This window comes from Nocardia sp. NPDC052254 (assembly GCF_040679495.1).
Classification (GTDB): domain Bacteria; phylum Actinomycetota; class Actinomycetes; order Mycobacteriales; family Mycobacteriaceae; genus Nocardia.
Genome location: NZ_JBFAUW010000002.1, coordinates 364,599 through 384,456 on the forward strand (window position 1 = coordinate 364,599; position 19,858 = coordinate 384,456).

At 66.8% G+C, this 19,858-nt stretch carries 20 protein-coding genes; 12 read left to right on the forward strand and 8 right to left on the reverse strand.

The genetic code is table 11. From position 1 onward, the window contains the following. Nucleotides 1-160 precede the first annotated feature (160 nt). Both AB0L57_RS06620 and AB0L57_RS06625 read left to right on the forward strand, forming a co-directional pair. Nucleotides 161-1,330, forward strand: a complete 1,170-nt coding sequence (locus AB0L57_RS06620) for an LCP family protein (RefSeq protein WP_364959279.1) — start codon at nt 161-163, stop codon at nt 1,328-1,330. A 191-nt stretch (nt 1,331-1,521) separates the two neighbouring features. Continuing rightward, nucleotides 1,522-2,070, forward strand: a complete 549-nt coding sequence (locus AB0L57_RS06625) for a ferritin (RefSeq protein WP_364958225.1) — start codon at nt 1,522-1,524, stop codon at nt 2,068-2,070. Between the two features lie 73 nt (nt 2,071-2,143). On the opposite strand, the gene AB0L57_RS06630 is transcribed toward AB0L57_RS06625, so the two are convergent. The 4 genes from AB0L57_RS06630 to AB0L57_RS06645 form a co-directional block, all read right to left on the reverse strand. Beyond that, nucleotides 2,144-3,070, reverse strand: coding sequence for a DUF5926 family protein (locus tag AB0L57_RS06630; RefSeq protein ID WP_364958228.1), 927 nt, complete (start codon nt 3,068-3,070; stop codon nt 2,144-2,146). Between the two features lie 92 nt (nt 3,071-3,162). Continuing rightward, nucleotides 3,163-3,930 (reverse strand): glycerophosphodiester phosphodiesterase, encoded by a 768-nt coding sequence (locus tag AB0L57_RS06635; RefSeq protein WP_364958231.1) that lies wholly within the window; start codon nt 3,928-3,930, stop codon nt 3,163-3,165. After that, nucleotides 3,927-4,997, reverse strand: coding sequence for a DUF4328 domain-containing protein (locus AB0L57_RS06640; RefSeq protein WP_364958234.1), 1,071 nt, complete (start codon nt 4,995-4,997; stop codon nt 3,927-3,929). The genes AB0L57_RS06635 and AB0L57_RS06640 overlap by 4 nt, the downstream gene beginning before the upstream one ends. Before the next feature lie 76 nt (nt 4,998-5,073). Next, nucleotides 5,074-5,448 carry a rhodanese-like domain-containing protein gene (locus AB0L57_RS06645; protein WP_364958236.1) on the reverse strand — a complete coding sequence of 125 codons (375 nt, stop codon included), beginning with the start codon at nt 5,446-5,448 and terminating at the stop codon, nt 5,074-5,076. Between the two features lie 458 nt (nt 5,449-5,906). Here AB0L57_RS06645 and AB0L57_RS06650 point away from each other — a divergent pair, with 458 nt between their 5' ends. From AB0L57_RS06650 to AB0L57_RS06665, 4 genes are all read left to right on the forward strand, one after another. Then, nucleotides 5,907-6,515 carry a hypothetical protein gene (locus AB0L57_RS06650; RefSeq protein ID WP_364958239.1) on the forward strand — a complete coding sequence of 203 codons (609 nt, stop codon included), beginning with the start codon at nt 5,907-5,909 and terminating at the stop codon, nt 6,513-6,515. 230 nt (nt 6,516-6,745) lie between these two features. Continuing rightward, a complete protein-coding gene (locus AB0L57_RS06655; RefSeq protein WP_227978942.1) occupies nt 6,746-7,369 on the forward strand; it encodes a superoxide dismutase in 624 nt (207 codons plus the stop codon). A gap of 242 nt (nt 7,370-7,611) precedes the next feature. Next, the gene (locus tag AB0L57_RS06660; protein WP_364958244.1) at nt 7,612-8,139 is read left to right on the forward strand and encodes a peptidase; all 528 of its coding nucleotides are present in this window, start codon (nt 7,612-7,614) and stop codon (nt 8,137-8,139) included. A 349-nt stretch (nt 8,140-8,488) separates the two neighbouring features. Next, nucleotides 8,489-9,235, forward strand: a complete 747-nt coding sequence (locus AB0L57_RS06665; RefSeq protein ID WP_364958247.1) for a TMEM165/GDT1 family protein — start codon at nt 8,489-8,491, stop codon at nt 9,233-9,235. On the opposite strand, the gene AB0L57_RS06670 is transcribed toward AB0L57_RS06665, so the two are convergent. Continuing rightward, nucleotides 9,211-10,182 carry a WYL domain-containing protein gene (locus AB0L57_RS06670; protein WP_364958250.1) on the reverse strand — a complete coding sequence of 324 codons (972 nt, stop codon included), beginning with the start codon at nt 10,180-10,182 and terminating at the stop codon, nt 9,211-9,213. The genes AB0L57_RS06665 and AB0L57_RS06670 overlap by 25 nt on opposite strands. A gap of 62 nt (nt 10,183-10,244) precedes the next feature. Between AB0L57_RS06670 and AB0L57_RS06675 the strand changes: the two genes are divergently transcribed. Further along, nucleotides 10,245-10,823, forward strand: a complete 579-nt coding sequence (locus AB0L57_RS06675) for a DinB family protein (protein ID WP_364958253.1) — start codon at nt 10,245-10,247, stop codon at nt 10,821-10,823. Continuing rightward, on the forward strand, nt 10,820-11,260 hold the full coding sequence (locus tag AB0L57_RS06680; protein WP_364958256.1) for a VOC family protein: 441 nt from the start codon (nt 10,820-10,822) through the stop codon (nt 11,258-11,260). The genes AB0L57_RS06675 and AB0L57_RS06680 overlap by 4 nt, the downstream gene beginning before the upstream one ends. Before the next feature lie 27 nt (nt 11,261-11,287). On the opposite strand, the gene AB0L57_RS06685 is transcribed toward AB0L57_RS06680, so the two are convergent. Further along, nucleotides 11,288-11,944, reverse strand: a complete 657-nt coding sequence (locus AB0L57_RS06685; RefSeq protein ID WP_364958258.1) for a TetR/AcrR family transcriptional regulator — start codon at nt 11,942-11,944, stop codon at nt 11,288-11,290. 184 nt (nt 11,945-12,128) lie between these two features. Here AB0L57_RS06685 and AB0L57_RS06690 point away from each other — a divergent pair, with 184 nt between their 5' ends. Then, nucleotides 12,129-12,896, forward strand: a complete 768-nt coding sequence (locus AB0L57_RS06690) for an SDR family NAD(P)-dependent oxidoreductase (RefSeq protein WP_364958262.1) — start codon at nt 12,129-12,131, stop codon at nt 12,894-12,896. Between the two features lie 370 nt (nt 12,897-13,266). Then, a complete protein-coding gene (locus AB0L57_RS06695) occupies nt 13,267-14,589 on the forward strand; it encodes a lipase family protein (RefSeq protein ID WP_364958265.1) in 1,323 nt (440 codons plus the stop codon). Nucleotides 14,590-14,653: 64 nt separating this feature from the next. Here AB0L57_RS06695 and htpG read toward each other — a convergent pair whose 3' ends face one another. Together htpG and AB0L57_RS06705 are read right to left on the reverse strand one after the other, a co-directional pair. After that, the gene (gene htpG, locus AB0L57_RS06700) at nt 14,654-16,639 is read right to left on the reverse strand and encodes a molecular chaperone HtpG (RefSeq protein ID WP_364958268.1); all 1,986 of its coding nucleotides are present in this window, start codon (nt 16,637-16,639) and stop codon (nt 14,654-14,656) included. Beyond that, nucleotides 16,636-18,462 (reverse strand): TM0106 family RecB-like putative nuclease, encoded by a 1,827-nt coding sequence (locus AB0L57_RS06705; protein WP_364958271.1) that lies wholly within the window; start codon nt 18,460-18,462, stop codon nt 16,636-16,638. The genes htpG and AB0L57_RS06705 overlap by 4 nt, the downstream gene beginning before the upstream one ends. 143 nt (nt 18,463-18,605) lie before the next feature. Between AB0L57_RS06705 and AB0L57_RS06710 the strand changes: the two genes are divergently transcribed. Then, on the forward strand, nt 18,606-19,247 hold the full coding sequence (locus tag AB0L57_RS06710; RefSeq protein ID WP_364959281.1) for a DUF6474 family protein: 642 nt from the start codon (nt 18,606-18,608) through the stop codon (nt 19,245-19,247). A 15-nt stretch (nt 19,248-19,262) separates the two neighbouring features. Further along, the gene (locus tag AB0L57_RS06715) at nt 19,263-19,841 is read left to right on the forward strand and encodes a hypothetical protein (RefSeq protein WP_364958274.1); all 579 of its coding nucleotides are present in this window, start codon (nt 19,263-19,265) and stop codon (nt 19,839-19,841) included. Nucleotides 19,842-19,858 lie beyond the last annotated feature (17 nt).

Consider the following 19,858-nt stretch of genomic DNA (forward strand, 5'->3'; position numbering starts at 1 on the left):
ACACGGCGCGGGCCAGCAGCCGCCACCCGGATCCGGGCGCCCGCTGCCACCACGGTCGGGTCCACCCGGGGCAGGCCGGCCGCGACCGCCTCGACCGGGTCCACCCGGGTCGGGACGACCGGCACCGCCCGGACGGCCACCCGTCGAGCCGACCCAGGTGATGCACCGCGACGGCAGCAACGCGGATAATCTGGCCTGGTCACAGGCTCCGCAAAGCCCTCCGCCGCGGTCGCGCCGCGACCCGGCCCCGCCCACGCATGCACCCACGCAGCGCCCGGTTCCTTATCGGGAGGCGCGGGAAGCCCCGCCGCCACCACCTCCGTCACGTCCCCGTCGCGACGACCGTCCACCGCGCGAGCCACGGCAGCCGCGCGCGCGGCGCAAGCGGCATTGGGGGCGCCGGCTGCTGATCCTGCTGTTGATCATCATCCTGCTTCCGGTGGGCGCGGTGATCTATCTCGACCGGTCGCTGCATCGCATCGACGCACTGTCCGGTTATGCCGACCGGGTCGGTCGAACCGCGGGCACGAACTGGCTGCTGACGGGATCGGATACCCGTCTGGGACTGACTCCGGAACAAGAGCAGCAACTGTCCACCGGCGGCGCCGCGGACGCGGGCGGCGACCGCAGCGACACGATCATGCTGGTGCACATTCCGAAGTCCGGTAAGGCGACGATCGTGAGTCTGCCGCGCGATTCCTATGTGAACATCCCGGGTGTCGGCAAGGACAAACTCAACGCGGCATTCTCGGCGGGCGGGCAGAAAACGCTCGTGCAGACGGTCGAGACCGCGACCGGTCTGCGTATCGATCATTTCGCCGAGATCGGTTTCGGCGGTTTCGCCGGCATGGTCGACGCATTGGGCGGAATCGATATGTGCCTGCCCGACGCGATCGATGATCCCAAGGCCGGAATCAACCTGCCGGCCGGATGCCAGCGACTGAGCGGCGCCGAGGCATTGGGCTTCGTCCGCACCCGGGCCACCCCGCGCGCCGATCTGGATCGGATGAACAATCAGCGTCTGTTCCTTTCCGCTTTGCTGGACAAGGCGACCAGTACCTCGACACTGGTCAATCCGTTCAAGCTCTGGCCCCTGGCCACCGGCATCGCCTCCTCATTGCAGGTCGACAACGGCGACCACATCTGGGATCTGGGTCGGCTGGGCTGGGCGCTGCGCGGCGGCTCGATCGCGACCACGGTGCCGATCGGCGGTTTCGCCGACGAATCCGGCAGTGGCAATGTGGTGCTGTGGGACAAGACCCGGGCGAGCGAGTTCTTCGACGCACTGGCACATGATCGGCCCGTTCCGGATGATCTGCTGACCAAATAGTGTCGAGAGATATCAGCAACCACTAGGCGTATGAATACGGATGGTGCCGTGCATCACAATTACTCGAAATAATATTGAGCGAATATCGGTAAGGCATCCTTAAGTAAGGCACCCTTAACTAAGGGAATACTTGCCTCAATAAGGGCACACTTGGATGACAAGCGCACCTGACCAGCACTAATGTCGAATACATGTTCAGCCACCCGGATTCTTCGCACACCAAGTTTCACGCCCTGCTGCATGATCAGATCCGCCACGAATTCAATGCCGAACATCAGTACATCGCGATCGCCGTGTGGTTCGACAATGCCGATCTTCCGGCACTGGCAAAACTCTTCTACGCCCAGGCCGTCGAAGAACGCAATCACGCCATGATGATCGTGCGGTACTTCCTGGATCGGGATATGGGCATCGAACTCTCCGGGGTGGATGCCGCGCATTCGGAATTCGATTCTCCGCGCGAGCCGATCCAATTGGCATTGCAGCAGGAGAAGACCGTCACCGAGCAGATGATCCAGCTGGCCAGCACCGCCCGCGAGGAGGGCGACTACCTCGGCGAGCAGTTCATGCAATGGTTCCTGAAAGAGCAGGTCGAGGAGGTCGCACGGATGACCACCCTGCTGACCGTCGCCGAGCGGGCCGGCGCGAATCTGTTCGACCTCGAGAATTTCGTCGTTCGTGAGATGAGCGCGCCCAGCGACAGCACCGGAGCTCCCGCGGCCGCCGGCGGCAACATCTGACCCGGAGCATGCGATCCGAGAAGCTCGGCCTGCCACGGGGCGGGCCGAGCTTCTCGGTTTCCGGGGCGATGACTCAGCGCAGCGTGACCTGGCGCGAACGCAGGCCGTCGCGGGAACGACGCTCATCCGAGGTGAGCGGCGCATCGGAGGCCAGCGCCTCCGCCAGCCGGGCACCGAATTCGGTTGCGGGCGCGACCCATTCACTGGGGTGACGCTCCCGATCCAGATCGAAGACCGGCACCAGCAGACCGTGGGTGCGGAACGAGCCCGCGAACCGGGATCCCTCACCGAGATGCAGTCCGCCCGTGGCGTGGACGCGGGCCAGGGCCAGCATCAGCGCATCCTCGTCCTCGGGCCGGACCCAGCGGATGTGCGCCTTCTCACCGGCATCCACCCACCAGGCCGCACCGACCGACTCCGCACCCAGAGCGAGCCGATCCGACGGCATGATGGCCTGATCGGCCTGCTCGATGGTGGCCGCGACCTGCGGATCCGGCTGCACGCCCTCGGGCACCCACCACTGGAAGTTCTGGTGCACGGTCAGATCCAGTTCGGCCTTCGGATCGATCACCTCCGCGAGTGCGGGCACCGCCGCCACGGCGGATTCGCTTGCGGCATCGAGCGATTCGCCCGGCTCGGCGGCCTGCGTCCACAGTACGGACGCGGCCAGATCGGTGGCCGGATTCTCGGACTGGAACTGCACCTGCACGCCGACGAAGCCCGTCGGCTGCTCGCCCGCGCGAACCAGTGCGGCGACGGCGCCGGGTAGCACCGTGGCGAGGGTGACCGGGCGTTCGGCGGCGACGCCCGGAGCCAAGGTCAGGGTCGCGGTCGCCGACGGCACGAATTCGCGCAATGCGACGAGATCGCATTCGGCGGCCAGGCCGGCGAATGGACGCGTGACGACCGCGGCGGCCTCTTGTTGCGCCGCACGACGTTCGGCGAGGCGCTGGGCCCGATTGCTGTCGGGCTTGGGTTGATTCCGTTTGCTCTTACCCACGAACGCAGAACCTACCGGTTCGGCCGGGCCGAGCTGCGCAGGGGCGCGCGAACGCGGGCGGGCGACGATCGCCTCCGCGCGGATTCGACGGCTCAGATACCTTCCAGAACGGTTTTGATGCGGCCCGGATGGTTGGTGGCGACCCAGCTGACACCGAGTTCGGCGCACAGCTCGACATCCTGTGGTTCGTCCACGGTCCAGCAGTAGGTGGCACGTCCGGCGGCTGCGGCCCGGTCGACGAGTTCGGGGTGTTCGCGCAGCGTTTTCACCGACGGCCCGACCGCCGTGGCGCCGACCGTGGTGGCGGCGCCACCGCCGAGATAGCGCGAGGATTCGCCGAGCAGCACGGTCGGCAGCAAGGGCGCGGCACGGCGGATACGCCAGACCGCGGTGGCGGCGAAGGACATCACGACCGCGCGCGAATGATCGGCCGATGCGGGGGTCGCGATACCGAAACGCTGCAGTTCGGCCAGCACCTTGTTCTCGACGAGCGCGCCGTAGCGGACCGGATGCTTGGTCTCGATGAACAATTTGGTCGGCCGGCTGCGCCAGTCCAGGACGAGCGTGATGAGTTCGCTGAGGGTCAGGACGGGTGCGGGTGACCCGTCCTCGCCGAAGTCGAGATCGCGCAACTCGTCCAGCGTCATCTCGCTGACCAGCCCGGTACCCGAGGACGTCCGATCGACCGTGCGATCGTGGACGCAGACCAGATGGCCGTCGCGAGTCAACCGGACATCACACTCGACGCCATCCGCACCCTCCTCCAGCGCCAGCTCATACGCGGCGAGAGTGTGCTCGGGACGCGTCCCGGACGCACCCCGGTGCGCGACCACGAAGGGTGCGCGATTGCCCTGGCTCACTTGGCCATGACCTCCTCCTGTTCGGTGACCTCGGTCTCGGCCGACGCAGCAGCGACCTCTGCCGGGGCGGCAGCGACCTCGACCGGAGCGGCGGCGACCGGGTGCACCGGTTCGATGACCTGCACGGCGGGACCATGGGCGGGCAGCCACCGCTTCGGCATCCGGATCTGGCCACGCAGATCGCGACCCTCACACATCCGCAGCACCCACAGCGCCGATACGGTCACCGCGACCGCCACCAGATCCGTGTAGACCGTGAAGATCACACCGTTAGCCCGGGCCTGAAGCGTATCGGCCGCACGCCAGAACAGCGCCGCGATTACCATCACACCGTTGAGAACCCAGAGGCACCACCAGATCCGGGCCGCACGCAGCGTCCGGGGATCACCGCCCAGTTGCCGGACCAGCTCGGTCAGGAACACTCCCGGCCAGACCAGGTTGACCACGGGGATCAACCCGCCACACAGCAACGCGCGCAGCGATCGGGGATCGCGGCGGCCGTTGCCGGCGTAGGCGTCACGCCGGGCCCGGACCAGCCAGCCGAGCACCCCCACCGCGGTCACCAGCGCGCAGACCAGGGCGGCGAGCGCGGTCGCGTAGACCATGAGATCCGAGCAGAACAGGACCAGCGGCTGGATCAGGCGGGTGCGATTGCGCAGCAGAATCAGGTACCTGCCCACCTCGGCCACCGCCGACAGCGCGAAGAGGATGGTCGTCGCGAGCAGCAACCCCGCGACACGTTCGGTCGCCCACCGCAGCACCCGCTGCGGCCGAGTGCGCTCGACGACCGCCTCCGGGCGCGGCACATCACGCAGACCCCAGCGCGGAGTCTCCGTGTAGCGCGGGGTGACCGGGCCGATCCCGGTGTCGGTGTGTGGTCGTTCGGCACGCTGGGAGCGTCCCGGCGGGCGGGCCACCCAGCGATAGTTGCGCCGTTCCGGCGGTGCGTCGACCGGCGCCGGTGACAGCAGGACGCCACGACAGCGCGGGCACCAATGCATCGGCGCACCGTGCACCGCCCAGCGGGCACCGCACCGGGCGCAGGGTTGCACGACCGTATTGCTCATCGGGCTGCTCCCCCTTCCATCCAGTCGAGCTTGTCCAACCGCCAGTCGATCCTCCGTGGATCCTTCGGTGGATCCACTAGTAGATCTTCGCCTCGTGGTCACCGTCTGCGCGCAGCGGGCGACCGGCCTGCTGCCAGGCGACCATGCCACCGACGACCTGGTAGACCTCGAAACCGACGTGCGCGAGGTACTTCGCGACCTCGATCGAACGCCCGCCCTGCCGGCAGACGACGTAGATATCGCAGTCGTAGTCCAGTTCGTCGATCCGCGCCGGAACATCCACCATCGGAATGTGCAGGGCGGCCGGCGCGTGTCCGAGCTGCCACTCGTCGTCCTCCCGGACATCGAGCAGGATCACGGCGGCGCCGGATTCGGCACCCGCCGCGGGTACGGCATCGAATTCGGCGGGCAGGTCCTGAACCGGCACCGAGGGAATTTCGGAGCTCGTCACAATTGACGATCCTGCCATGTACCCCGGATCGGCGGGGAGTCCCGGGAGCCGACGGCCCCAGCCGACTCACGGTCGGTTCCGGCCGGACATTACCTGCCGCACACCCCGAGCAAACGGTCCTGTGTATATCTCAACCCCAGTTATCCACATAATCCACAACCTCATCCACAGGTTGGGACTTGTCGTACCGGTCGGTTTGCAATTCGGCGCAATCCTGGGGTCCGAACAGCCGGAACGGGGGTCGCTCCGGGACTCCCCTCCTCGTCCCGGAGCGACCCCCGCCACCGCCCGCGAGCCTCTGTACTGGCCGAACGGTGTTCGTACCGGCCGTCACGGGACTCGACAACTACTTGGACGGAACATGTGGCGATTCGGTTCCCTCGATTCGAAAAAAACGACAACACTAGCGAGAAACCGAAATACCGGGTCTGACGGCGTCGAATCGGTAGCCTGACGCTATGGACGCGAGCAGGGCGTTACTCGACGGATTGGATACGGCCGGGCTCAACACCGCACTCTCCGAGGCAACTTGCCTCGGACTCACGGTCGACGCCGCGGACACACGACTGCGAATCGAACTGGAGGTGCTCACCCTCCCCGGCGACGGGCAATCCAGCAAAGGCCGAGTCCTACTGACGCTGTCCGGCGTCAGCCGGGTCGCGGCCTCCCTGCGCCAGCAGCGCTGGGACGATCTGGAACCGCACATCTTCCCCCTCACCCTCGACACTCTCGGAGACGCCATCGCCGGATTCGGCGGCGGGGCCATGCACGGCTGGGATTTCATCGACGTCGACGACAGCGGCTGGGCCCTGTGGCGGGAACTGCTGAGTTTCGACAGCACGATCGGCGATCGCCCGGCCGCGCACGTCCTCGAGTTCTCGCAGCAGGAGGGCACCGATCCCCGCGAACTGGATGTCAGGATCTGGTTCGAGGAGCTGACCGTCGAGACCGCCGCGGGCACCCTGCTCGGCGTGGACGAATTCGTGGCCGGCGCACAGCGCTGGTGGAAGGCACACGATTCCTGCGATCCGCGCACGATGCTGCCCGATGTGGCTCCTCCGATGTAGTCGCCGTCGAGCCGGCGGCACCTGCCGCCGACATCCGTTCAGCGTGAATGAATCTCCGTGCCCGGACCTCGCTCGGGGCCGGCCCTCCAGGATCCTGGCTGCGCAGGTATTTCGGCGCCGTGGGAATCTAGGGTGGACCGGACCCGGTTGCATCGAGCGGGTGTACGAATGAAGGTTGGTGTGCTCGACAACACCGGGTACATGCGCCGACATCATGAGGAAGGGACATCGTGGCTGAGTACACGCTGCCAGATCTGGATTACGACTACGGCGCCTTGGAGCCGCACATCTCCGGGCAGATCAACGAGATCCACCACTCGAAGCATCACGCCGCCTATGTCGCGGGTGTCAACACGGCACTCGAGAAGCTGGAAGCCGCTCGCGAGGCCGGCGACCACGGCGCGATCTTCCTGAACGAGAAGAACCTCGCGTTCCACCTGGGCGGGCACGTCAACCACTCCATCTGGTGGAAGAACCTGTCCCCCAACGGTGGCGACAAGCCGGTCGGCGAGCTGGCCGCGGCCATCGACGACCAGTTCGGTTCGTTCGACAAGTTCCGTGCGCAGTTCACCGCGGCGGCCAACGGTCTGCAGGGCTCCGGCTGGGCGGTGCTGGGTTACGACACCCTCGGTCAGAAGCTGCTGACCTTCCAGCTGTACGACCAGCAGGCCAACGTGCCGCTCGGCATCGTCCCGCTGCTGCAGGTCGACATGTGGGAGCACGCCTTCTACCTGCAGTACAAGAACGTCAAGGCCGACTACGTGAAGGCGTTCTGGAACGTCGTCAACTGGGCCGACGTGCAGGACCGCTTCGCCAAGGCCGTCGCCCAGGGCAAGGGTTTGATCTTCGGCTAGGCATGACGCCTCTTCGCGCACTCAGGCCATGCCGGTTCGGTATGGCCTGAGTTGCGTCCGGGGCTGCGCGGGCCGTATGCCATTTTTCGCCCGTGTTACCTGCGACTTGGCACTCTCTGGTACTTGTGTGCCAGACATTTCTCGAGGCATTCTCGGGTACCCCTATCTCAACGATAGGTCGAGGACGAGCTCGCTCATTTCGACATGGCAGCCGCCCCCGTGAGTAGTTCGGGAGGCATACGATGCGTGCGAACAATCCGGTCGGGGTCACGCCGTTCCAGGCTCGGGGAACCTTGCGTGGATTCGTCATTTCCGGGCGCTGGCCGGACACCACCAAGGAATGGGCACAATTGCTGGCGCTCGCGGTACGGGTGGCGAGTCTGCCCGGACTGCTGTCGACCTCGACGGTGTTCGGCGCCCGCGAGGAGCTGCCCGACGATCCGCATCCCGGCACGGTCGGACTGGTGATCGCGGAGGGACCGGTGCTGGGCGAGGAGGCCGTGGAACCGGGCAGATTCGCCGATCATGTACCGCCCGCACTGATGATGCTGCACCCGCCCTCGGAGACCAGTCCGTCACTGCCCGAGTGTGTCGGTGCCGCCTCGGGATGCGTTCTGCTGCCGGGCATTCCACATCTGGGACTGGCACATCGCGCAGCGTGGGTCGAGGCCGAACTCGACGGCACCGTGACCTCCATGGTGAGCCGGGTCGGCGTCGATCCGATCTCCGATCCCGATACCGCCGTCCTGGCCATGCTGCTCGCCGCGTGATCGCGGCCGGGTAACCCTGCGCGGTCCGCACAGCCTTGTCGAATCCACTTCGACGGGTACCCGAAACTTTCCGGTCGCTCGCCCAAACTTATTGTGCGCATTGCGATTTCGGCATCGGCGACTTTACGGACGAGCCCGGTAAGGGTAGGCTGGGTAAGACAGCGAAGGGGAGTAGCCCGCAATCGCATGGTCGACATACTGATCCGCCGGTATTCATCCGGCAGATCCGGCCATCCGAACCGGTATCCGGTGGGCGAGACCTTCGGCCGACGACAAAGGACCGATTTTTTCGGGCACGTTGTCGGCTGAAGGCTCCAGTCTTCGGCCGGCAGGCCGGAGGGAGCCAACCATGATCGCCGCGATTGCCTTGAGCTTCGGCGTCCTCTTCCTCGCCGAACTCGGCGACAAATCTCAGCTCATGGCCCTGACCTTCGCACTGCGTCATCGCTGGTGGGTGGTGCTGGGCGGCATCACCGTCGCGAGTATCGCGGTCAATCTGATCGCCGTGGGAGTCGGGCATTTCCTCGGCGCCGCGCTGCCGACCGACCTCATCGCATTGTGTACCGGCGTGATCCTGCTGGCCGTGGGTCTGTGGACGCTGTGGGACAGCCGCAAGGACGATGCCGACGAGGAGGAACCGGCTACCACCGGTCCCGCGACTCCCGGCCGTGCGTTCTTCATCGTCATCTCGGCATTCCTGCTGGCCGAACTCGGTGACCGCACCATGTTCGCCACCATCGCGCTGGCTTCCAACCACAGCTGGCCCGCGGTCTGGATCGGCTCGGTCGCCGGTATGGTCGCCGCCGGTGGCCTGGCCATCGCGATCGGCATCTCGGTCGGTAAGCACATTCCGGAGCGGGCGATCGCCCTCGCCTCCGGCCTGTTGTTCCTGTACATCGGCGCGGCCACACTGCTCGGCGCGGTGGCGCCCGATCTGGGCAAGCTGGGCGAGTACTCGATCGCCGCGGTGGCGCCGATCGTCGCGGGCGCCGCCTGGGGCATGTTGCGGCAACGCACCGCACATGCGGACCGGTTCGATGCGGAATCACCGGCAACGCCCGGCGACCAGCATCAGGAGTCACTCGAGCGCCACTGAGCGATCGCCGTGAGCCGGCGGGCGGCGCGTGCGGCGGCCTCGCGGAGTTCCGGTGGCTCCAGTATCTGTGTTTCGAAGCCCAGCCGGGCCACATGCATCGCCAGCCAGTCCAGATCGTCCCCGCCGACGGCGAGCACGCACCAGCCGTCCGCATCGGGCTCGACCCGGCCCACCTGCGGCGGAACCAGCTCCGCCACCTGTTCCGGGCGGGCTCGGATTCGCACTCGGGCCAGGTACCGGTACGGCGCGGCGGTGACCGCCCGCTGCACGTAGGCGACCGGATCCGGATACTCGCCGATCCGGAAATGCCAGGTCGTGGCTCGCACCTCCCGCATCCGATCCAGCCGGAAGGTGCGCCAGTCGTCGCGGTCGATATCGCGGGCCATCAGATACCAGCGCGAGCCGGTCGTGACCATCCGGACCGGTTCCACGGTGCGCTCGGCTTCCTCGCCGTCGCGGCCGGCGTAGCGGAAACGCACCCGCACCGCATCGCGACAGGCCCGGGCCAGGATCATCAGCAACTCGGCGTCGATCTCCACACCCGGACCGATCAGCGTCGCGGTGGCGTCGTGCACCGCGCGCACCTCGGCGCGCAGGCGCGGGGGCATCACCTGGTCGAGTTTCGCCAGTGCCCGCAGGGCCGCGGCACCCGCACCCGCGATGGTGCCGCCGGCGGCCAGTCGCAGCGACACCGCGGTCGCGATCGCCTCCTCGTCGTCGAACAGCAGCGGTGGCAGGCGGGTACCCGCGCCGAGTTGGTAGCCGCCACCGACACCGGCGGTCGCGTGCACGGGATAGCCGATCGTGCGCAGGCGTTCGACGTCGCGGCGCACACAGCGATCGGTGACGCCGAGTTCGGTGGCCAGTTCCGTGGCTGTCCACGACGGTCGGCGTTGTAGCAGCGACAGCAATCTCAGCACTCGCTCGGTGGTCGCTTCGACGGTCACGCATCGATCGTCGCACAGATAACGGAACGTATCTGTCCGCATTTGGCGGCAGGCTGTGCGACATGACCGACCAGACCTGGAATTCCCTGCTCCGCGAGCAGATCGCCTGGCACTGGACCAATCAATTGCGTCCCCGCCTGGACGGGCTCACCGACGACGAATACTTCTGGGAGCCGGCACCCGATTGCTGGAATCTGCATGTGCGCGGTGCCGGCACCGCACCGATACAGGGTGGATCCGGCGCGATGACCATCGACTTCGAGGTACCGGCACCGGATCCCGCCCCGATGACCACGATCGCCTGGCGGCTCGGGCATGTGATCGTGGGCGTGCTCGCGATGCGCAACGGCTGGCATTTCGGCGGGCCGGAAACCGATTACTTCTCCTTCGAATACGCCGAGACCGCGACGGCGGCGCTGGCACAACTGGATGCCGAATACGCCCGCTGGGATGCCGGGGTCGCGACGCTCGGCGAAGACGGACTCGACCAGGTGTGCGGCCCGGCCGAAGGTCCTTACGCCGAGTATCCGATGTCGGCGCTGATACTGCACATCAACCGCGAACTGATCCACCATCTGTCCGAGGTCTGCCTGCTGCGCGATCTCTACCTGCACACCCATCCACAGGAAGCGAACCGATGACCGCCTTCGACGTTCAGATCACCTTCGACTGCGCCGATCCGGCCGCCCTCGCGGAATTCTGGGCGGAAGCACTCGGCTACCGGTTACAGGATCCGCCCGCCGGATTCGCGTCGTGGGAGCAGGCTCTCGACGCCGTGGGCGTACCGGCGGATCAGCGCAACAACGCTTCGGCCGTGGTCGATCCGGACGCCAGTGGGCCGCGACTGTTCTTCCAGCGGGTTCCCGAGCGGAAACAGGTCAAGAACCGGGTCCACCTGGATGTGCGCGCGGCACCGGGACTCACCGGTGACGATCGGATGGCGGCGCTGGAGGCCGCGGCCGAACGGCTGATCGCGCGAGGTGCGACCCGACTACGGCGATTCGAGCCGGCACCACCCATGGGGCACGGCCACCTGGTGATGGCCGACCCGGAGGGAAATGAATTCTGCCTGGACTGAACAGTTTCCGACCGTCGCGGGCGGTTCTCATCGCGGCACGGTGGCGGCCCCGAACAGGTCGCCACTGCGCTCGACGAGTTCGAGCATGGGTGCGCGCAGGGCACGCAGGCCGTCCGGGTCGTCGGCGGCGATATGAGTGGTGACCAGGGCACTCAGGGCCGCGACCATGGTGCGGCAGGCGAAGCGCTGCTGATCGGTGCGGGCGTCGAGAATGCGGGCCACCAGCGATACGAACGACTCCTGAAGTTCGGCGCGGCGGGCGATCACCTTCGGACCGGCGGCGTAGACCTCGACCAGAAACAGCCGGGCATAGGCCGGTTCGGCGGCCAAGCCGTCCAGATAGGCATCCAGCAGGACACCGATCGGCGGCGCGGATTGCGGTCCGTCCGTCGCGGATTCGGCGGATGACCGCAGCGATTCCTGGATCCGCGCGAGCAACAGTTCCACCGCCTGCTCGTAGGCCGCCTCGAAACAGGCTTCCTTGGAACGGAACTGCTCGTAGAAGGTCTCACGCGAGACACCGGCACGTTTGATCACGGCGGCGACAGAGGTGCCCACATAGCCGTTGTCCGCCATGGCGTCGGCCATCGCGGTGAGAATACGGTCGCGCTGGGTGCGGACCACCGTTTCGCGCGGTATACCGTGCCGGCCCCGGGGTAGCCTGCGGTCGGCCGCGGCGGTCATAGCTCAACTCCATCGATCGATCGCGAATGCTTCGCGAAGCAAACTAGCTGGTTACCCTCCATTCTGCGCGAAATCGCACTTCCCGGCGCCCACACCCCCGACCGGGGCGACCGTTCCGCCCGATATGGTGCGTGTTGACGGAAGGCCAGTACCCATAGGGCCGTCACTGACGAGAGGAATCACCGTGGAGATTTCGGGCTCCGCCGCGATCATCACCGGAGCTGCGTCCGGTCTGGGCGCCGCGACCGCACAGCGCTTCGCCGGCCAGGGGGCGACCGTATTCGGTCTCGACCTGCCGCAGTCGATCGAACGGGCCGGCGACAGCGTTCCCGCCGGTGTCACCCTCATTCCGACCGATGTGACCAGCAATGACGAGGTCGCCGCCGCGGTCGCGAAGGTCGTCGAATCCGGTGTGCCGCCGCGCATCGTGGTCAACTGCGCGGGTGTCGGCTGGGCGGGACGCATCCTGTCCAAGAACGGCCCGCACGATCTGGAGCTGTTCCGGACGGTGATCACCGTGAATCTGCTGGGCAGCTTCAATGTGATGCGCCTGGCCGCCGATGCCATCGCCAAGACCGAGCCGGTCGACGAGTACGGCCAGCGCGGCGTCGTGATCAACACCGCGTCGGTGGCGGCGTTCGAGGGCCAGATCGGCCAGATCGCCTACTCCGCCTCCAAGGGCGGCGTCGCCGGTATGACCGTGCCGGCCGCGCGTGATCTGGCGCAGTTCGGTATCCGCGTCAACACCATCGCCCCGGGCATCATCGACACCCCGATGCTCGCCGGTGTCACCGAGGAGTACCGCAAAGGCCTCGAGGCCGGCGTGCCCTTCCCGTCCCGCCTGGGCCGCCCGGACGAGTACGCGCAGCTCGCGCAGTACATCGCCGAGCACGACTACCTCAACGGCGAGACCTTCCGGATGGACGGTGCGCTGCGCATGGCGCCGCGCTGACACCGGAGCTCGGGGACCATCACCACCGCGGGGACGGGCCCGAGTCCGCCCCTGGCCCCGTTCGGAGCAGCCGGGTCACAGCGTGACCGATGCCCGGACATGGGCCGAAATTTCGAGGCCGGCACGGAATTTCCGTGCCGGCCTTCTGTTTTCGCATCCCGGGCCGCGATTCCCGTCCACCGGCGAGACCCGCTCCCCCGCCCGTGGTTGTGACGAGTCACAGCCGCGACGTCACACGACTTGTTTCCGCTGACCGAGCATTTCTCCCCAGCGGGAAACAACGCTATGTTAGGAAGGATTCTACTCGAGGGTAAGTTTGTTAGGCCAGGTCATAGCGATGAAGCTACATACCAGATCACCACACTCAGCGATGGACGGACCGGCGGGAACTCGGCGCCGGGATGCCGTGCGGCGAGCAGTCGCCGTCGGTGTCGCGGCCTGTGCGGGTGCCGCACTGAGCTGTGGCGGTATCGGAGCTTCCGGCGCCGCGCCGGTCAGTGCGTTCTACACTCCCCCGGCGCAATTCGCGACCACGCCGGGATCGGTGATCAAGACCGAGCCGATGCCGGTGTTCGTGGCGCCGCCAGGATTCGGACCGTGGCCCGCGAACGCGCAGAAGGTCATGTACACCTCGCAGACCCAGGACGGCGATCCCACCGCGGTCAGTGGCACCTATCTCGACGCCACCGCTCCCTGGCAGGGCACCGGGCCGCGGCCGACCGTGGTGATCGCGCCCGGAACCTCCGGACAGGGCGATCAGTGCGCACCGTCGGAGGCCTTCGCCACCGGGCTCTACGCCCAGATCACGCCGCCGAGCGTCTCCGCCAATCAGGAGGCGGTTTCGGCGATGGTGTGGCATGCGCTGGGAGCCCGGGTCTTCGTGACCGACTACATCGGACTGGGCACGCCCGGCGTCCACACCTACGTCAACCGGGTCGAAGAGGCGCATGCCGTCCTCGATGCCGCACGCGCCGCGAATGCGCTGTCCGGGACCGGCCCGCAGACCCCGCTCGCCTTCTGGGGTTACTCCCAGGGTGGCGGCGCCACGGCGGCGGCCGCGGAGCTGCAGCCCAGCTATGCCCCCGAACTGGACCTGAAGGGGGTGTGGGCCGGCGCTCCCGTAGCCGATCTGAGCTCGGTCCTGCAGAAGATCGATGGCAATCTCATCGGCGGTGTGGTCGGATACGCCCTCAACGGATTCCTGGACCGCTATCCGGATCTGAAGCCCGAGCTGGACAAACGGGTCACACCGCAGGGCCGGGGCCTGCTCGAGGATCTGAGGCAAGGATGCGTCGGGGATGTGATCCTGAAACATCCGTTCCTGCACGGCAGTGACTTCACCATCGATCACCGGCCGATTCTGGACAACCTGCGCGAAGTCCCCGCGGCCATCGACATTCTGGACCGGCAGCGCGTCGGCACCCTCACTCCCACCGCACCGGTCCTGATCACCAGCGGCATCAACGACGACACGGTGCCCTACTCGCAGGCCAGGCAGTTGGCCGACGACTGGTGCGGCAAGGGCGCCACTGTCACCTTCCGCAGCAACGGTCTCCCGCCGATCCTGCCCGGTATGGCGCTGCCGAATCACTTCGGGCCCGAGATCATCGATGGCTTCAGCCCGAACAATGTCATTCCCTATCTGATGGACAGGTTGAACGACAAGCCGATCTCCGGCTGCACCATCGACTGAGGCATCGGACAACGTGAGGCTCGCACGGAAGTCCGTGCGAGCCTCACGTATTCGCGGCGGCCGATCAGACGGTCTTGGTGAGCCGATCCGCCAGCAGTTGCGCGAAGTGCGCCGGATCCTTCAGTTCACCGCCTTCGGCGAGAACCGCTGTGCCGTAGAGCAATTCCGCGGTCGCACCGAGATCGTCGGACTTCTCGTCCTTGGCGTGGGCATCACGCAGACCGGTGACCAGGGGGTGATCCGGATTGAGCTCCAGGATCCGCTTGGACTCCGGTAGCGCCTGGCCGGATGCGCGGTACATGCGCTCGAGCTGCGGGGTGAAGTCGAAGACATCGCCCACGATGCAGGCCGGAGAGGTCGTCAGACGCGAGGTCAGGCGGACCTCCTTGACGCTGTCGTCCAACTTCTCCTGCAGGAATTTCAGCACCTCGCCGAAATCCTTCTCCTGCTGCTCCCGCAGCTGCTCGGAGGCCTTCTTCTCCTCCTCGGTCTCCAGATCCACCTCGCCCTTGGCGATGGATTGGAAGGCCTTGCCGTCGAATTCGGGTACCGAACCGACCCACATCTCGTCGACCGGATCGGTGAGGACCAGCACCTCGAGGCCCTTGGCCTTGAACGCCTCCATATGCGGAGAGTTCTCGATCTGCTGCCGGCTCTCGCCGGTCATGTAGTAGATCTTGTCCTGGCCCTCGGTCATCCGCTCGACGTACTGCGCCAGCGTGGTCGGCTCCGAATCGGAGTTCGTCGACGCGAAAGACGAGACCTGCAGGATGGTTTCGCGGTTGTCGAAGTCCGACAGCAGACCCTCCTTGAGGACCCGGCCGAATTCGTTCCAGAAGGTGCGGTACTTGCTGTCCGCGGCCGACTCGCCCTCGGGGATCTCGGCGCCCTGCAGATCCTTGATCGTCGAGAGCACCTTGCGGACCAGGCGCTTGCGGATCATCTGGATCTGCCGGTCCTGCTGCAGGATTTCCCGCGAGACGTTCAGAGACAGATCCTGCGCGTCCACCACGCCCTTGACGAAGCGCAGGTACTCCGGCATGAGCTCTTCACAGTTGTCCATGATGAACACCCGGCGCACGTACAGCTGCACGCCGCGCTTGTGTTCACGCTGGAACAGATCGAACGGCGCCTGCGACGGAATGAACAGCAGCGCTTGATATTCGAAGGTACCCTCGGCCTTGAGTGGGATGATCTCGAGCGGATCGTCCCATGCGTGCGAGACGTGCTTGTAGAACTCCCTGTACTCCTCGTCGGAGACATCGCTGCGCGGACGCGTCCACAGCGCCTTCTGCGAATTGAGCGTCTGCTCCTCGAGGATGGTCTTCTCTTCTTTTTCCTCGCCTTCACCCTCGGTGACCGTGCGCTCGACGGTCATCCGAATGGGCCACGAGATGAAGTCCGAGTACTTCTTGACGATCTCGCGGAGCTTCCACTCCTGCGTGTAGTCGAAGAGGTGATCGTCCTCGTCGGCACTCTTGAGATGCAGCGATACCGCGGTGCCCTGCGGGGCGGCATCGAGGGTCTCGATGGTGTAGGTGGAACTGCCGGCGGCGGACTCCCAGCGGGTGCCCTCGGTCTCCCCGGCGCGGCGGGTGGTCAGGGTGACCTTGTCGGCCACCATGAAAGTCGAGTAGAAGCCGATACCGAACTGGCCGATGAGGTCCTCGGAGCTGACGGCATTCTCGCCGCTCCCGGCATCGCCACCCTTGGCCTCCAGCAGCTGCCGACGCAATTCGGCGGTACCGGATTTGGCCAGGGTGCCGATCAGATCGACGACCTCGGCGCGCGACATGCCGACGCCGTTGTCGCGAACGGTCAGTACCCGGGCATCGGTGTCCACCTCGAGCTCGATGTGCAGATCCGAGGTGTCGACCTCGAGATCCTTGTCGCGGTACGACTCGAGCCGCAGCTTGTCGAGTGCGTCGGAGGCATTCGAGATCAACTCGCGGAGGAACGTGTCCTTGTTCGAGTAGACCGAGTGGATCATCAGTTCCAGAAGCTGATGGGTCTCGGCCTGAAACTCCATTTGTTCGACGTGATCGGTCACGTGCAGATATTACGACGGACAGGGTCGGGGTTGCGAAAGTCGGTCATCGCGGGCACCTCGGCATCGGCGCTGTGCGGGGCCGGGACCAGCGGAGACATCCAATCGCGCAGGACCTGGGTGGCACGCACATCGTCCTCGTTGTACTCCAGCAGCCGGGTGCGCTGGGACATGTCCGGTTCGGCGTCGTAACCGACCGCGAGCCGGTACCAGCTCATCGATGCCTCGCCGCTCGCCTGTGGATCACGCCAGCCGAATCCGGCGACCGGAGCGATCTTCTTGAGCCCTTTCCCGTTCGGGCAGATGAACTGCTCCGATACCGCCTGGAACATGTCCACCCACTCCGGGCCGTCGACGAAGGCCCGTACCTGGTCCGGAGTGGGCACGCCCGGCATTCCGGCGAACCGGCGGGCCGATTCGTAGAGCCATTTGTCCTCGGCGGTGCGCGAATAGCAATAGGCGGCGAAGGTCTTGCCGGCGCCGGTGGCCTCGGCACGCACCGCCATCAACCAGGTCCAGAATTCGCCGAACGATCGGGCCTCGTCACCGGTGGGCAGCGGATCCCAGGTGAGGAAGGGCCGGTACACCCCGTCGAGCAGGGTGCCCCACAGGTAGGCGCCGTGCTCCTGATAGCTCTCCAGATCGACGTCCACCTCGACATCGGCGCGGCGCACCTGCACCCGCTCCACCCGGCGGACCAGCGGCGCACCCGAGATCCAGGCCCGCGCGGTGACGACGGTTTCGCCGAAGGGTTCGTACTGCCAGTCCTCCGGCTCCTCGCCCGTCCATCCGGCCAGATCGTCGATGGTCTGTACCCCGTGCCGGCGCAGCAGCTCCGCCCTCGACCCCGGGGCGACCAGACTGACATCGCGATGGGCCGCCAGCCAGCCCTCACAGCTCGGTCCGGCCGGCTCGGCACCGTCACGGGACATCGGTGCGCGTGACCACCAGGGGCACTGCCGGCATTCGGGCACCTTGGACGGCACCGTCGGCAGCTGACCACGGACCACCGCGATCCGGTCGGCGTAGCGACGGTCGTACTCCTCGAGCACCGGGGCCAGATCGTGCACCAGGATCCGGTCGAAGTGGTAGCCGATCGCGCCGCCGACCAGCGCGGGACTCGCGAGGCCGTGCCGCTGCAGCATGCGGTACAGATGCGCGAGACGCTGCTGATCACGCGGTTGTGTCCGGATGCGGACGTGCCGGTCCGGCCGAGGATCCCAGTGATACAGGTCCGAGGTGGTGGGGTGGAAATCGGCGGGGTCGGGCTGGCGCGGATCGGTGACCTTGTGGTTCACCACGATGATCGGGATGTATCCACCCCGGTCCGCATCGCGCAGCAGGATCTCGCAGCCGCCGCGGCGGCCGGTGTCCGGCTCCTGCGGCAGGACCGCGCCCCAGATTCGTTGTACTCCTTCGGCACAGGCGGCCAGGGTCGCCTCGGCGCGAGTGCTCGCCGACCGATCGGGATCGATGACGACCCAGTTCTCCGGATCGGCGGCGACCAGGGTGTCGCGGACCTTCGCGCGGTGAGCGGTGGCGGCTTCGCGGCGCTGTTTGACGCCCACGTCCTCCGATACCCCGGACAGTCGTTCCGGATGGGTGGCGTCCAGATGCAGCCGATGGCGGCAGCCGACCAATGCGCGTGCGTCCACATAGGCGACCCGCGCGGTGGTGGCCGCCACGCCCTCGGCGGGATCAGCCGGAGCATCGGCGGTGGTCACCGCGTCCGCGGCGGCGGTGACGGCTCTCGACGCGGCCGCCCGCGCCTGGTCGCCTGCACCGTCGTCTTCGTGACCGTCCCGGTCGCCACTGCCCGAATACACGCTATGCAGTATGGTCCCTCCCCCCGACAACCTCGCCATCCGCACCATGCGTCTCTCCCGCTACAGTTGGCGCAAACCGTGTGGCATGTGGGTACGTCCGCATGACGGAAACTTCGTGACGGAAGGCCTTTCGAATGGGTTTGCTGGGGTCGTTCACCAAGCGCAAGCGTCGTGCCGACCGGAGGGCCGAGGCGAAAGCCCTCAAGCACAAGGCTGCGATGGAGGCCAAGCTCGGCGCCCGCAACGAACGCAAACGCAACCGCGCCGAACTGCGTACCCAGCGCGATGTCGCCAAGGCCCAGATCGCGACCCTGAAGGCGGAGGAGAAAGCGGCCGCCAAGACGGCAGAGCGCGCCGACCGGGAGCTGCTGACCGCGAGCCAGATGAAGAAGTATCTGGGTGTCGCGCGCGTGCTGGTTCCGGTCCTGGCCCCGCTCGCCTACCGGGCCGCCACCTACATCCGGGGCCAGATCGACAACCGTCGCGCTCATCAGCTGGGCATCGACATCGGTGATCTGGGCAATTTCACCGGCCACGGCGCCCGGCTGCAGGCTCGAATCGCCGGGGTGGAGTCGACGCTGGACGGGATCGCCGACACCGGCGACAAGAACGGTGAGAACAAGAAGTTCGTGGCCGCCACCCGCGACCGGCTCGGCAGCCTGTCGGCCGCCGTGCGCACCGCCGAGCAGATGCCCGCCCCGCGGCGGCGCGCGGTACACACCTCCATCTCCAATGAACTGTCCGGCGTCGAAGCCGATATTCTCGCGCGCCTCGGCGTGCACTGATCACCGAAAGTCACCATGCGCCACCGTGATCGACCGGCCATCGGATCGCCGGGCGGCATCCGCCGACCGGGCACCGGCGCCGTGCGCGGCGGTCTGGTCGGCGTGGCGGTGGCCGTTCTCGCGGTGGCCGCGCACGGCTGGGCCGGTGGTGGCCATCCCGGTTCCGCGGCGCTGACGCTGCTGTTGCTGATCGCCACGGCGACAGGGATATCCGCCTCGATGCTGCCCCCGGCACGCTGGGGGCGCGCGGCCGGACTCGCGGCCCTCGGCGGCGGACAGGGTGTGGCGCATCTGGCGCTCAGCGTGCTGCCCGCACACGACACCGGTGAAACATCTTGCGGTGGTGATGTTCTCGCCGTGCAGAACGGCTGGATGGCCGCGGCGCACGCGATCGCGACCATCGTCTGCGCGCTGCTCATCGTCGCCGCCGAACGGCTCTATGCCGCGGTGTCTCGATCGGTACGCGCGATCACGACCCGGCCGCGCGCACTCCCGATTCTCGCCACCACACGGTGGCGTCCCGATCCGCGACAGCCGTGGCAGCGGCTGAACGGACGCGCGGTGAGCTCCCGCGCGCCTCCGGTATTCGCCTGATCCGATTTCCATTCCAC

What these genes read in the sequence shown, in the direction of transcription:
- AB0L57_RS06620 (WP_364959279.1), top strand. Translation starts at nt 161, where the DNA reads ATGCACCGCGACGGCAGCAACGCGGATAATCTGGCCTGGTCACAGGCT.
- AB0L57_RS06625 (WP_364958225.1), top strand. Translation starts at nt 1,522, where the DNA reads ATGTTCAGCCACCCGGATTCTTCGCACACCAAGTTTCACGCCCTGCTG.
- AB0L57_RS06640 (WP_364958234.1), bottom strand. Translation starts at nt 4,997, where the DNA reads ATGAGCAATACGGTCGTGCAACCCTGCGCCCGGTGCGGTGCCCGCTGG.
- AB0L57_RS06650 (WP_364958239.1), top strand. Translation starts at nt 5,907, where the DNA reads ATGGACGCGAGCAGGGCGTTACTCGACGGATTGGATACGGCCGGGCTC.
- AB0L57_RS06660 (WP_364958244.1), top strand. Translation starts at nt 7,612, where the DNA reads ATGCGTGCGAACAATCCGGTCGGGGTCACGCCGTTCCAGGCTCGGGGA.
- AB0L57_RS06665 (WP_364958247.1), top strand. Translation starts at nt 8,489, where the DNA reads ATGATCGCCGCGATTGCCTTGAGCTTCGGCGTCCTCTTCCTCGCCGAA.
- AB0L57_RS06675 (WP_364958253.1), top strand. Translation starts at nt 10,245, where the DNA reads ATGACCGACCAGACCTGGAATTCCCTGCTCCGCGAGCAGATCGCCTGG.
- AB0L57_RS06680 (WP_364958256.1), top strand. Translation starts at nt 10,820, where the DNA reads ATGACCGCCTTCGACGTTCAGATCACCTTCGACTGCGCCGATCCGGCC.
- AB0L57_RS06685 (WP_364958258.1), bottom strand. Translation starts at nt 11,944, where the DNA reads ATGACCGCCGCGGCCGACCGCAGGCTACCCCGGGGCCGGCACGGTATA.
- AB0L57_RS06695 (WP_364958265.1), top strand. Translation starts at nt 13,267, where the DNA reads ATGGACGGACCGGCGGGAACTCGGCGCCGGGATGCCGTGCGGCGAGCA.
- AB0L57_RS06715 (WP_364958274.1), top strand. Translation starts at nt 19,263, where the DNA reads ATGCGCCACCGTGATCGACCGGCCATCGGATCGCCGGGCGGCATCCGC.